Annotated in this window: 11 protein-coding genes; 7 read left to right on the top strand and 4 right to left on the bottom strand. The window is 44.8% G+C overall.

The genetic code is table 11. The annotated features are described in order from the left end of the window. From BGP76_RS05500 to BGP76_RS20150, 5 genes are all read left to right on the top strand, one after another. Positions 1-2,016, top strand: coding sequence for an OmpA family protein (locus tag BGP76_RS05500; protein ID WP_119843904.1), 2,016 nt, complete (start codon positions 1-3; stop codon positions 2,014-2,016). Between the two features lie 225 nt (positions 2,017-2,241). Further along, entirely contained in the window at positions 2,242-4,038 is a 1,797-nt protein-coding gene (locus tag BGP76_RS05495; RefSeq protein ID WP_119843903.1) for a hypothetical protein, read from the top strand. A 21-nt stretch (positions 4,039-4,059) separates the two neighbouring features. Then, complete coding sequence (locus BGP76_RS05490; RefSeq protein ID WP_119843902.1) at positions 4,060-4,554, top strand: DUF1456 family protein; 495 nt, start codon at positions 4,060-4,062, stop codon at positions 4,552-4,554. 78 nt (positions 4,555-4,632) lie between these two features. After that, positions 4,633-5,250, top strand: a complete 618-nt coding sequence (locus tag BGP76_RS05485) for a bifunctional 2-polyprenyl-6-hydroxyphenol methylase/3-demethylubiquinol 3-O-methyltransferase UbiG (RefSeq protein ID WP_119843901.1) — start codon at positions 4,633-4,635, stop codon at positions 5,248-5,250. A 56-nt stretch (positions 5,251-5,306) separates the two neighbouring features. Then, a complete protein-coding gene (locus BGP76_RS20150) occupies positions 5,307-5,534 on the top strand; it encodes a hypothetical protein (RefSeq protein WP_147407383.1) in 228 nt (75 codons plus the stop codon). Between the two features lie 351 nt (positions 5,535-5,885). Here BGP76_RS20150 and BGP76_RS05480 read toward each other — a convergent pair whose 3' ends face one another. The 3 genes from BGP76_RS05480 to murB all read right to left on the bottom strand — a co-directional run bounded on the left by BGP76_RS05480 (position 5,886) and on the right by murB (position 9,240). Beyond that, entirely contained in the window at positions 5,886-6,686 is an 801-nt protein-coding gene (locus BGP76_RS05480) for a hypothetical protein (protein WP_147407382.1), read from the bottom strand. 225 nt (positions 6,687-6,911) lie between these two features. Next, positions 6,912-7,823, bottom strand: a complete 912-nt coding sequence (locus tag BGP76_RS05475; RefSeq protein ID WP_147407381.1) for a hypothetical protein — start codon at positions 7,821-7,823, stop codon at positions 6,912-6,914. Between the two features lie 400 nt (positions 7,824-8,223). Then, positions 8,224-9,240, bottom strand: a complete 1,017-nt coding sequence (murB, locus tag BGP76_RS05470; RefSeq protein ID WP_119843898.1) for a UDP-N-acetylmuramate dehydrogenase — start codon at positions 9,238-9,240, stop codon at positions 8,224-8,226. A gap of 148 nt (positions 9,241-9,388) precedes the next feature. Here murB and gyrB point away from each other — a divergent pair, with 148 nt between their 5' ends. Continuing rightward, on the top strand, positions 9,389-11,347 hold the full coding sequence (gyrB, locus tag BGP76_RS05465; protein WP_119843897.1) for a DNA topoisomerase (ATP-hydrolyzing) subunit B: 1,959 nt from the start codon (positions 9,389-9,391) through the stop codon (positions 11,345-11,347). A gap of 40 nt (positions 11,348-11,387) precedes the next feature. Here gyrB and BGP76_RS05460 read toward each other — a convergent pair whose 3' ends face one another. Continuing rightward, a complete protein-coding gene (locus BGP76_RS05460; protein WP_073118573.1) occupies positions 11,388-11,768 on the bottom strand; it encodes a DUF423 domain-containing protein in 381 nt (126 codons plus the stop codon). A 187-nt stretch (positions 11,769-11,955) separates the two neighbouring features. Here BGP76_RS05460 and modA point away from each other — a divergent pair, with 187 nt between their 5' ends. Then, positions 11,956-12,687 carry a molybdate ABC transporter substrate-binding protein gene (gene modA / locus BGP76_RS05455; protein WP_158584075.1) on the top strand — a complete coding sequence of 244 codons (732 nt, stop codon included), beginning with the start codon at positions 11,956-11,958 and terminating at the stop codon, positions 12,685-12,687. Positions 12,688-12,913 lie beyond the last annotated feature (226 nt).

Genomic DNA, 12,913 nt, shown 5'->3' with positions numbered 1-12,913 from the left:
ATGAATCCATTGATTAAATATAGTCTGGTTCTATTTCTTTCAATCTTTAGTGTATTTGTCACGCAAGCTCAGTACGCCAAAATCACCTATACGGGGATGAAAAGTGAGAAAAAAGGAGATGTAGAAATGGCCAATGGCTCTTACATTGCTGCCATCAAATATTACAAATATGCGCTAGAGGAAGATTCCACGAATACGTCGGCCATGTTGAAGTTGGCACGTAGTTATCGCAAAATCAACGATAATATCTCAGCAGAACCTGTGTTTAGTCAATACCTGTCTCATGTGGATTTAAACAAAGTAGCGAGTGCCATGGATTCATCTAAGCTGGTGATCTCGGATTCACTCAAAGCAGCAGTACTCTATGCCTACATCGAGGCACTGGCCAGTAATAAAAAATACGACGAAGCATCCTACTGGTATGAAGTCTATCAAGGATTAGATCATGCCAACCCAGAACAATTCGCTCGACTCAGTGCCTATGCAGATGTACATGATTTCAGCAAGGATCAGAAGTATTATCAAATCGCCAACCTGACCAAAAACAACAATCGAAACGATTTCGGACCAGCATACTACAAGGAAGGCTTCCTGTTCATCTCTGACATGAATGAAAAAGTCGTCATTCGGAGTAAAACCAAGAAAAACCGATCCAACTACTTTGACATCTACTTCACACAAAAGAGACCTGACGGTGGGTTTGAAAAAGCAGTATTGTTCAGCAAAAAGACAAGCAGCAAATACCACGAAGGACCTGTCAGTACCTTTGAAAATGGGTCTATGATTGCACTGACGAGAAATGCCGTCGAGAAGAAAAACAAAGCAGTAAGAGGCAAAAGTGAAGTAGAGTCTCTTAATATCTACTTTGCAGAAATCGAGGACGACAAGATTCAAAACATCAGGCCCTTTCCATACAATAGTCCCGACTACAACAGTGCTCACCCTGCTGTAGCAGAAGACGGTTCCTTCATGATATACTCCTCAGATCAGCCCGACGGCTATGGACACGCAGACCTATACATCACCTACAAAACGGCTAACGGATGGTCAGAACCCAAAAACATGGGACCTCAGATCAACACGACTGAGCGTGATGTATTTCCATCTCTCAATGGAAACGTTCTTTATTTCGCCTCCAATGGCAGACCTGGACTGGGTGGATTGGATATCTACAAAACCATACTCAACGGAGATACGCCTGGCCCCATCAAAAATGTAGGCGCACCCGTCAATTCCAATAAAGATGATTTTGGGATGATCACCCGTACAGGCAAAGAAGGCTACTTCGTGTCCAACCGGCGCAACGAACTCAATGATGTCATCTATAGCTACGAATACACCAAAAAGAATGACGACAAACTGATCGCATACGTCTACGCAGTGGATACCACTCAAGTAAATGACTCTACAAGTTTGGCAGATTCTACCAACTATAAAGTTCTATCCAATGCATCCATCAATGTCGTAGACACACGAAACAACCAATACCTAGCACCGATAGAGGTTCGAAACGACTCCTTCGTCTATGTATTAGATACGGGTGTAGAATACTCCGTACTAGCCGCCAAACAAAACTACTTCACCAACCAAGTCACCTACCTGTCTGGTAACGAACTGAACGGCGAACTCTTTTGGCCTGTTCCACTGGACTCGATGCAGGTCGGCAAATCCATGGTACTAAAAGACATTCTCTACGATTTTGACAAGGCAACATTAAGAGACTCCTCTAAGTTTCAGCTCAACTACCTCATCGTGATGTTGCAAGACAACCCTACGATGAAAGCGGAACTCCACTCCCATACCGATACCCGAGGCAATGAAAACTACAACATGCGCCTCTCCAAACGTCGAGCCAAATCAGTAGTCGACTACATGGTCAATGCTGGTATCCGTGAGGACAGACTCGTACCTGTAGGTATGGGCGAATCAGAACCCATCGTGGATTGCCAAGACGACTGTAGCGAAGACGACCATCAGCTGAACCGGCGAACCGAACTACTGGTCACGGAACTGTAACCTTGGGCTATAGGGTTGGTCTATAATATCCGCTCTATGCGGCTATGATCCCTCTCCGGTATATCCTACTACCACTAGACAAATAACCTGAGGTCGATTAATAATTGAATACTGAACACTAAGCCCAATTTCCTAAGCAAGCCTACAATAATCAGCCCCATTCTCGTTAATATTGTCGGTGCTTATTGCCTAGCTGCAGTAGCCACTTTGATTTAAACAGTCGCTATGAGAAAAGTATTACCCCTACTGATCGTATTGATCAGCTTATCTACTCTATCCTTCGCACAAGAGACTCCCGAAGAAGATCCATTCGCAGACTACTCCTATCTATGGGAGGATACCAAAAAGGACAAAAAGAAAAAGAAGAAAAAAAACAAGGAAACAAATACTACCGAGCAAGTTGCACCTGCAGCGGCTGTGGTAGCTGACACCACCAAAGTCAAACCTGAAACTATCACCGTAGACTCCCTTTCTCAAACAGCGGTAGCGGACAGCCTGGCCTCAGAAGAGCTCATCATCCCTACAGACACTGTAGTGCAGGACAGCTACATATTTGTAGACTCCACGACTTTAGAAGAAGGCCCTACTACTGAAGAACTCGCAGTACTAGAAGCACAGCAAGCAGCGCAAGACTCTACAAAACAAGCGCAAAAAGCAGCCAAACGCGAAGAAAGAAAGGACAAAGACAAGGACAAAGAACCTGCCGAGGACTTCCGTGCGGGGCTTCCTCCTGTCAACAATGGCTCTGCCATCAACGGAGGCTTCACCTACACCGTCATCGATGGAAAATCCTATGCAGGGCTAGTATTAGCTCCAGAGCTTAGCCTCGGCAAAGTCGGCGTGGGTCTCGATATACCTATTCTCTATGGGATTGATGACCAGAGCATCCGTACGGAGATGTACGAAGATGGTGTCGGGGCACTCAGACTCCTGAGTTACGTCCGATACGGACAACAAAAAGTAGACCCTGTCTACGTCAAAGTCGGCTCTCTCCCCGGCACGATGATCGGATATGGGGGGTTGGTCAACAACTACTCCAACAGCATCAGTTACGAAAAGCGTAAAATCGGACTTCACTATGACATCAACGTCAAAGGGCTCGCCGGCATAGAAGGCATGTATAGCGATTTTGACCCTAGCTCTTTCAACCTTTTTGCCGTCAGACCCTATGTGAGACCACTCAGTTGGACTTTCGTGCCTATAGTTCGCAGTTTGGAGATAGGAGCTACCTACCTATCCGATCATGACCAGACTCATCTGCTAGGTACTGGAGACACCAACGCGACCTATGCTTTCACCAAGGATGGTATCAGCGCATTCAATGTAGACGCAGGACTGACACTCCTCCGTGTCCCTTTCATCCAGATCGACCTATTTGCCAACTACTCGAAGCTCAACGTCAGCACCCCGGCGTTGTTAGATTCGATCGATGCACAACAGGCTGCTGGTGAGCTCACCATGCCTTCAGACGAGTTCACAGATGGATCGGGTATCAGTGCTGGTTTCAACTTCCGGTTTCACTTCATCGCGGACTTGTTGAGTACCGACCTCCGAATCGAGCGACTCTCCTACTCGGACTACTACCTTCCACAGTTCTTTGATACCTCCTATGAGATAGACAAGGATGGTAAACTACTCTCCCTCGCCTCAGTCGAAAAAATGCAAGGCATCTATGGCAGCATCACAGGCCATATCCTTCAGAAAGTAAACATTGGCGGGAGCCTTTTGCTCCCAGATCATATCGGCGAAGCGGCCCCAGCTGTCGTCACTTTGACCGCTGATGTAGACCGCTTGTTTGACAAGGTCTCTATTCATGCCAAGTACTTCAAAGGAGGATTGACAGAACTAAATGACGCCTTTACCTTAGACGAAAGGTCACTGGCCAAAGTACGGTTCGTCTATCATCTCAACCGCTTTATCGTGGCGGGTGTCGATTACTTCTATACCTTTACACCTACAGAGAATGGGTACGAGACCACACAGTATATTTCTCCCTACTTTGGTTTGAGTATCCAGTTTTGATCGATAGATATAAAGTAAAACATGACAAATAACGATATCCTGCGTAGAGTACGCTATGCCCTAGACCTCAATGATGCGCAAATGGTCGCCATTTTTGGACTAAACGAGCAGGTAGTGACCAAAGCGCAGGTAAAAGCCTGGCTCACCAAGAATGAAGAACCCGGGTTCGTAGAACTACCCGACCGTGACTTGTCCAACTTCCTAGATGGCTTGATCACAGACAAGAGAGGCAAAAAAGAAGGTGCAAAACCGATCACCACCACTCGCCTCAACAACAACATCATCTTTAGGAAGCTCCGCATCGCCATGAACCTCGACGAAGCGGCCACCCTAGCGCTGTACGAACTAGCGGATATGCCCATCAGCAGGCACGAACTCAGTGCATTCTTTCGCAATCCCAAACAACCCCAGTACCGCTCGTGTCAGGATCAGTTCCTGCGCAACTTCCTCAATGGCCTACAGATCAAACTCCGTGCAGAGGAAAAACTCAAACAAAGGCTGAAGAAAACGAATTAGTTTATGAACCATTTGGGTCAACCTTATTAGAGAATTTCATGTATAAGGCTGTTAAACAGATCCAATAAGACAAAAGCCATGACTGAGTTTTGGGAAGAGAATTTTATCGAAAAGCAGGAAATGTGGGGCTTTGAGCCTTCCTATTCGGCAGTATTAACCAAAGACTTTTTTATTAACAAAGCCATTAAGAACATCCTTATCCCAGGGATAGGCTATGGGCGAAATGCTCAAGTATTCAAAAACAGCGGGATAGACGTCACGGGCATAGAAGTCTCCAAAACCGCCATCGAAATGGCTAAAAAGCACTATGGCTCATCCATGAACATCTATCACGGCAGTGTGTCCGACATGCCTTTTGACAACACCCAATATGATGGAATCTTTTGCTATGCCTTGATCCATCTATTGGACAGCAAGGACAGAGAAAAGCTAGTGCAAAACTGCTACCACCAGCTATCAGAGGGTGGCTATATGGTTTTCACGGTGATTTCAAAAGAAGCCCCGACCTACGGCAAAGGCACACGCATTGGTCAGGATAGATATGAACTACACCAAGGGGCTAAGATATACTTCTATGACAAAGAATCAATCCATAGAGAATTTGACAAAGTGGGACTATTTGAGATCACAGAGATTTCCGAAAACCAACCCTTCTATCTGATCAAGTGCCAAAAGGCATCTGCCTCCGCTCAATGACTGATTAGCCTACTTCTCCGCTCGCCGATGGGGATAGCCTGGTCTATCGCCAGGCTATGACGGGTAGAATAGAGTGGTGTGAAAGAAGCCCTTTGCATTTGAGCCAAGCCTACCAAACCAAAAGCACCGTCATTGCCCGACAAGGACGAGGTACGAGGACGCAGACCGGTGCAATCCCCCCACTACGAGCAGAGCAGCAGTTACACCCCCTGCAAAACACCAACAACGGGCGGACACCCTTCTCTCTGAGCAATTGCCAAAAGGTATCTGTCTCTGCTCAATGATTGATTAGCCTACTTCTCCGCTCTCCGGTGGGGATAGCCTGGTCTATCGCCAGGCTATGACGGGTAGAATAGAGTGGTGTGAAAGAAGCCCTTTACATTTGAGCCAAGCCTACCAAACCAAAAGCACCGTCATTGCCCGACAAGGACGAGGTACGAGGACGCAGATCGGCGCAATCCCCCACTACGAGCAGTGCAGTAGTTACTCATCCTGCAAAACACCAACAACGGGCAGACGCACTTCTATATTTTGGGTCTTAGAATCGCTAACGCTTAACCTAAGACCAGAAGTGAGCAGAGAACTTTTGTTTACAGCTGACCCGCCATGATTTGATCACAGCATGTTAGCAGCTTTTATTCTAAAGTTTCAAATAGTAAATTAATTGATTCGTAATTTCTTTTTATTTCATCTTCATTGCCTTCTCCACCAAGAATAGAGGAAAACAAACTTGTTGTAGTTGCTATAGAAGCAATTGACATAAGTAAAATGCCAAAAAACTCTTCTCTTAAATCCTCAATCATTTTTCTGTTTGAAAAGCTATAATGCTGATACTGTGAAAAGTATTTAAAACCAACGTAAAGAAGTCCATAATCTTCGTTTTTATCATTTCTTTTTATTCGTTTGGCTTTTTTTTCTTCAGTTAGGTTTCCGTCAAGTTCCTTAGATAGTTTAATTTCTGATGTGCTTCTTAATGACTTTGCAGATTTTAATCGCCATTCAGTATCTTCTTTATTAACGAATAATTGAGGGTGGGAATTCTTAAAGTTGCTTTCCCATTTTTTTAATTCTTCTTCAGCTTCAAGGGTTTCAAATTTTTGTAGATACCTGATCTTTTCATCTTCAAAGAATCGAAGGAATTTTGCATATTCTCGACTCATCACATCTATTTCGTTCTTGAGAGATTCATCACTATTTCTAAATGTAATTAGATAAACACCTGTTAAGCAATCTGCAATTGCACCTCGAGTGATAAGTGCAATAGGGACTCTCTTTAAATTGTTGCGTTCATCATGAAACTCTGCCAACAGAGTTTTTATGGCATAAAGGTTTGCATATATCTGTTTGCAAAGATCAAGCAAAGCATGCTTAAGTAGTTTCTTCTCAGAAAAGGGCCTAGCAACGGCCTTATTCCCGATTAAATCTAGAGTTTTCACCAATGTGTTGGTGATTGAAAGTAGAGTACTGTTATTATGTTCTGTGAAATGAAGATCCATGTTAGGATTACCGCTATCATACACATAAAGCACACCCTGCGCTTTACTTCACCTAAAAATGGTTGATTTTAGGATATGATCCCTAGGTTTAGGGAACTAATTATTTTTTTACATCCTCATAATCGACTCAGGTTTGCCTCTCAAAAGCAAATCCGAGCAATCTGGTTATTCTCGGTGGATGTGCAAGCCGATCTGTCGATGGATACGCAGGGAACGATCTTCTTCCCTACGCCAGTATGAGATCCCAGTCCCTGCAGTACTCCCCGAAAATCCCGGCACAGACCAGTCCACATAGAATCCTGCATACCTGATATACCCATCATCTACCGTATCGACCGCAAAGGGAATCACTTGTATAGAGTCTATTTTGGCAGGATGCCTATAGTAGTCTTGGTAGTGCTGCACCAGAACCGATCTGCCCGACTGTATAGTATCTGCGAAGGGCAAATACATGGCATCTACCGAGTAGGCGTTCGCAGATTTTTCGGGGATTCGGTCTATTACATTGGTTTCATTCAGTGCGTTGTATGCTTCCAGTTCCCATGGGATGGTGATGGCTTCCACCTCGGTTTTTGCGACACTATGCACCACTAATGGGGATGGGGCCTCTACCTGATGCAGGTACCCAAAAGCCTCCGCCAGCAGGGTCAAATGCTGGGCACTGTCTCGTTTCCATACGTTGAAGTACTTGCCTCTATACACATCCGAACTGTCCAATACCTTGGTAAACAAACCTATCTCGATGACCCTGTCCTCGAAAACGAGCGTATCGATCAGCGCTCTCGTGTATGTTTTGACATCTTCTCGACCAAATATCTCTTCGTAGTATACTTTTATATTGTCCCTAGTTGTAATCAACGGGTTGTACTCTGCCATGAGCATGGCCTCTTTGTCATAGAGACTACTGATCTTTGCAAATGATTTGGTCTTGGCGGCTTCTATCATTTTTTGGCTGTTTTGCAGGAGCTGCTCTTCTATCAAAACATTCGCTCTCTCTTCTTCAGGGAGCCGACTTTCTGTGTCGATACAGGACGCGAGTACAACAGCAAGCACGGCACAATACAGGTATGATTTCATCACTAGGTGGTTTGGGTGAGTATCGATTTCATTTTCAGATACAAAATAAGAAAAACATCTGGCTTCCCCCCTTCTGCACATCAAAAAAGTGCGTTTAAACGCATTTAGAAGGGGGTAAATCAAACACGTGTGTTCCGGCTCGCAAACACGTGTGTTCCGGCTCGCAAACACGTGTGTTCGGAGCATCAAACACGTGTGTTCGGAGCGTCAAAGACACGTGTTTGGAGCGTCAAAGACACGTGTTTGAATTTAAGGCATTTTACCCGCATGAAACAATAGCATAATTCGGGTAAAAAAAGGAGAATGGTTGGTTGGGATAAGACTGATCATCAAAAAGCTGGTACCCCTTGACCTGTCTCAAAGCAATCCTTGCTTGTACTAAAAAAGCTGTAAGAAAAACCTACAGCACGTTGACCTCAGGTAGGATCTCGATCCCGAATTTGGACTGGACGGAGGCTTGGATCTCCATCGCTAGATCATAGAGGGCTTGCCCACTACCTCCTCCGTGGTTGACGAGTACGAGGGCTTGTTTGTCATGTACACCGATCGCACCGATTCGCTTGCCCTTCCAGCCTGCTTGCTCGATGAGCCATCCTGCGGGGACTTTCACTTGCCCATCAGACTGAGGATAGCCAGGGATTTCGTAGTGGTCTTTGAGTTGCTCATATTGCGCACTAGCGATCACCGGGTTCTTAAAAAAGCTCCCTGAGTTGCCGATCACTTTTGGGTCGGGTAGTTTGGACTGACGGATCGCTATGACCGCATCACTCACGTCACGTATCGTCGGGTTGGCAATCCCACGCTCGGTCAGGGTCTCATTGATGGCGCCATAGCTCGTATTGAGTTGTGCATTTCGGGAAAGCACCAAAGTCACCGAGGTGATGATGTATTTGCCTTTCAACTCCTTCTTGAACACACTCTCACGGTACCCGAACTGACATTCGTCAGCGGCAAAGGTTCTGGTCTCTAAGTGCGCTCTATCCAGTGCGGTCAGTGAGCCGAACACGTCTTTGATCTCTACGCCATACGCGCCGATATTCTGCATCGGCGCAGCACCTACAGTCCCAGGGATCAGCGACAGGTTCTCTATCCCTCCCCAGCCTTGTGCGATACTGTGCAGCACAAACGCGTGCCACACCTCTCCACTGGCGACTTGTACTCGAACCTCCGTATCGCTTTCTTCCAGCACAGTCACGCCCTTGAGGGCATTCTTGATCACGAGTGTTTTCACATCCTGTGTCAACAAGATATTCGAGCCACCGCCAAGGACATAAGGCTCTACTCCTGTCTCCCTAGCCCATTCCAGTGCTTCTTTTAGTTCGGACTCAGTAGTCACCTCGACGAAGTACTGCGCCACCACATCTAGCCCAAAAGTATTGTAAGGTTTGAGAGAAACATCGGTTTGAATCAATGACATAGAATCGAATTATGATTGGAACTTGGAGTAAAGGCTGCAATTTATCAAAGCCCTGATGATATCCCTTTATTTTGATCCAAAAAACTCCTCAAAACCGACCACCAAAGCACTTAGTTTTAGTAGATTTGTAGGATTTTAAAAAGTGGAAATGAGCGAAGAAAACAAAACACCTAAAGGAGACTACTCGGCAAGTAATATTACCGTCCTCGAAGGACTAGAAGCAGTAAGAAAACGACCTGCCATGTACATCGGTGATGTCGGAATCAAAGGGCTTCACCACATGATCTGGGAGGTAGTAGACAACTCTATCGATGAAGCACTCGCAGGACACTGTGACACCATCAACGTCACCATCAAACCAGACAACTCTATCCTCGTCACTGACAATGGACGTGGTATCCCTACCGACTACCACGAAAAAGAAAAGAAATCAGCCCTAGAGGTCGTCATGACTGTCCTTCACGCAGGAGGTAAGTTCGACAAGGACACCTATAAAGTATCAGGCGGTCTGCATGGTGTCGGTGTATCCTGTGTCAACGCACTCTCTACCAAACTAGAAGTGACCGTACACCGCAAGGGAAAAATCTACCAACAAGAATATGGTATCGGTATCCCAAAATACGACGTAAAAGAAATCGGGACGACAGACATCACAGGTACGCACGTACAGTTCTGGCCTGACACAAGTATTTTCACCGTCAGTGAGTACAAATACGAAACAGTCGCTACACGACTCAGAGAGTTGTCCTTCCTCAATGCAGGAATCACCGTCAACCTAACGGACGAAAGAGAAATCGAAGAGGATGGGAACTTCAAAAGCGAAGTATTTCACTCAGAAGGTGGGCTGGTAGAGTTCGTCGAGTACCTAGATAGCTCTAGAGAAAAACTAATCCCTACACCTATCTATATGGAGGGAGAAAAAGGAGACATCCCAGTGCAAGTAGCCCTGACCTACAACACCTCCTATACGGAAAATGTAGTCTCCTACGTCAACAACATCAACACCATCGAAGGAGGTACCCACGTCGCAGGTTTTAGACGAGCACTGACCCGTACTTTGAAAGCCTACGCGGACAAGTCTGGCATGCTAGACAAAGTGAAAGTCGACATCACTGGCGATGACTTTAGAGAAGGGCTAACCGCTATCATCTCGATCAAAGTAGCTGAGCCTCAGTTCGAAGGACAGACCAAAACAAAACTAGGTAACTCGGACGCAGTAGGCGCAGTAGACACCAGTGTCAGCGAAATCCTCAACAACTTCCTAGAAGAAAACCCGAAAGAAGCCAAAATGATCGTGCAAAAGGTAATCCTAGCCGCACAAGCTAGAAACGCCGCTAGAAAAGCACGTGAAATGGTACAGCGTAAAAACGTACTATCAGGCACAGGACTTCCTGGGAAACTAGCCGATTGTTCGGAAAGAGACCCTAGCAAATGTGAGTTATACCTCGTAGAGGGAGACTCTGCAGGTGGATCAGCCAAACAAGGGCGTGATAGAAAATTCCAAGCGATCCTACCGCTAAGAGGTAAAATCCTCAACGTAGAAAAAGCCCAAGAGCACAGAATCTACGACAATGAAGAGATCAAAAACATGATCACCGCACTAGGTGTCAAATTCGGTACCGATGATGACCCAAAGGCACTGAACATGGAAAAACTCAGATACCACAAAATCATCATCATGACGGATGCGGATATCGATGGTAGTCACATTCGTACTTTGATCTTGACCTTCTTCTTTAGGTACATGAGGTCATTGATCGACAATGGGTACCTCTATATCGCCCTCCCTCCTCTTTACTTGTTGAAAAAAGGAAAGAAAGAGCGCTACGCCTGGTCTGAAGAAGACCGTGCGAGAGTAACCATGGAAATGGCTGGAGATGGCAAAGAAGATTCAGTAGGTGTACAACGATACAAAGGTCTCGGTGAGATGAACCCAGAGCAACTATGGACGACTACTATGAATCCTGAATTCAGGAGTTTGAAGCAAGTAACTGTAGATTCGGCAGCAGAGGCAGATCACCTCTTCTCTGTACTGATGGGGGATGAAGTAGCACCACGTCGTGACTTCATCGAGAAAAATGCTAAATATGCGAATGTAGACGTGTAATAGAGCTCATCGCATCATTTCAAAAGAGGTATCTTATTATTTAAGATACCTCTTTTCTTTTGAGGCTAAAAATCAAACTTAGCCAGCCCAATATCATAAGCACCCCTCCAATAGGCGTTACAGCTCCTAAGAACTTAATCCCCGTCACACTAAGCACATACAGCGATCCGCTAAAAAACACTACCCCTAACACGAATAGCCACGCCGATCGCACCAGCCACTTGGTCTCATACTGCATGGTGAGTACCCCTAGAACAAGTAAGGCAATCGCATGCATCCCCTGATAGCGAACCGCAGTCTCGAATATTTCGACGGTATCATATTGCATCAATACTCCCTTCAGTCCATGCGCCCCGAATGCCCCTATAGCCACCGTCAAAAGAGCCATGATAGCCCCACTTCGTATTATTTTAGTATCCATTTTTCAAGCGATTAATTCGCCACAATGTTAGTACTTTAATTTTAGGCTAAAAAGGAAGGTACTACCTAGACCTTACACTTATGACTAAGTGAAATAACCCAAATTCAGATTTAAGTATATGGCTTATAGGATAATACCTCGATTCATGTGACCTTTGAACATCAGATTATCATAACTATCTATGTATTTGAAACAGATTGTAGCGGCTATATTATTAAGTATTCTGAGCTTAGGTTCTTTCGCTCAATCCTTGCGAATCGCTGCTGCATCAAGCATGGTAGACTTCTTAGAAGAAATCAAACCCAAGTTTGAAGCTACCCATCCACAAAGCCTTGAAATCATCACAAACAGTTCGGGCACACTCGCCAACCAGATAAAAAACGGGGCTCCTTTTGATATTTTTCTATCGGCCGACCAAAAGTACACCACCCTATTACATCAAGAAGGTTTTGGTGTATCCGCACCTGTAACATTTGCTTACAATAAATTAATCTTATACACTAAAAAGGACATTGCCGCAGATCAAGTACATGATTATTTGGCTGGTACAGAATGTACAAATATTGGTATAGCGCAACCTGACCTAGCTCCTTTTGGTAATGCGGCAAGGAAATATCTAACACAAATAAAAGTACTAGATGATATATCAAACAAACTGATATACGGTCAAAACATATCTATAGTCAACCAGTATATCTACACCCACTCAGTAGACGCTGCGTTCACTTCTCTATCATCTAAAAACAAACTGTCATCCAAAGTGGCCTGTTGTTGGATTGAGCTATCCTCTGAGACTGCCCCAGCTCTCCCTCAGTCTGCCTTGATTCTCAATGACAGCACGCGTGATTTTCTTGACTACTTGCGAAACGATAATAATGCCAAGTCTATCATTCAAAAATATGGCTATTTAAATAACTAAACGTACATGAAATTTAAAACAAAAAAATAGTGACACTGTGAAATATATCAGCAGTATGTACGTAATTATCTTATATAATACAGCAGTATATATTGTATTTTCAATAAACTTGCGGTTAAAAGTGATTAGACTCACTTTACTCCTAACTTTAGACAACAAACAAAAGACCGAATGGATACATCCTTACGATCTAAAAATATGTCGATCTACACTTGCCTTCACAAAG

It is taken from the genome of Reichenbachiella sp. MSK19-1 (assembly GCF_003590315.1).
Taxonomy (GTDB): Bacteria; Bacteroidota; Bacteroidia; order Cytophagales; family Cyclobacteriaceae; genus Reichenbachiella; species Reichenbachiella agariperforans.
This window is presented reverse-complemented; position numbering and strand designations above follow the sequence as displayed.

Coding starts and splice junctions, on each gene's coding strand:
- BGP76_RS05500 (WP_119843904.1), top strand. CDS start 1: ATGAATCCATTGATTAAATATAGTCTGGTTCTATTTCTTTCAATCTTT.
- BGP76_RS05495 (WP_119843903.1), top strand. CDS start 2,242: ATGAGAAAAGTATTACCCCTACTGATCGTATTGATCAGCTTATCTACT.
- BGP76_RS05490 (WP_119843902.1), top strand. CDS start 4,060: ATGACAAATAACGATATCCTGCGTAGAGTACGCTATGCCCTAGACCTC.
- BGP76_RS05485 (WP_119843901.1), top strand. CDS start 4,633: ATGACTGAGTTTTGGGAAGAGAATTTTATCGAAAAGCAGGAAATGTGG.
- BGP76_RS20150 (WP_147407383.1), top strand. CDS start 5,307: ATGACGGGTAGAATAGAGTGGTGTGAAAGAAGCCCTTTGCATTTGAGC.
- BGP76_RS05475 (WP_147407381.1), bottom strand. CDS start 7,823: ATGAAATCATACCTGTATTGTGCCGTGCTTGCTGTTGTACTCGCGTCC.
- murB (WP_119843898.1), bottom strand. CDS start 9,240: ATGTCATTGATTCAAACCGATGTTTCTCTCAAACCTTACAATACTTTT.
- gyrB (WP_119843897.1), top strand. CDS start 9,389: ATGAGCGAAGAAAACAAAACACCTAAAGGAGACTACTCGGCAAGTAAT.
- BGP76_RS05460 (WP_073118573.1), bottom strand. CDS start 11,768: ATGGATACTAAAATAATACGAAGTGGGGCTATCATGGCTCTTTTGACG.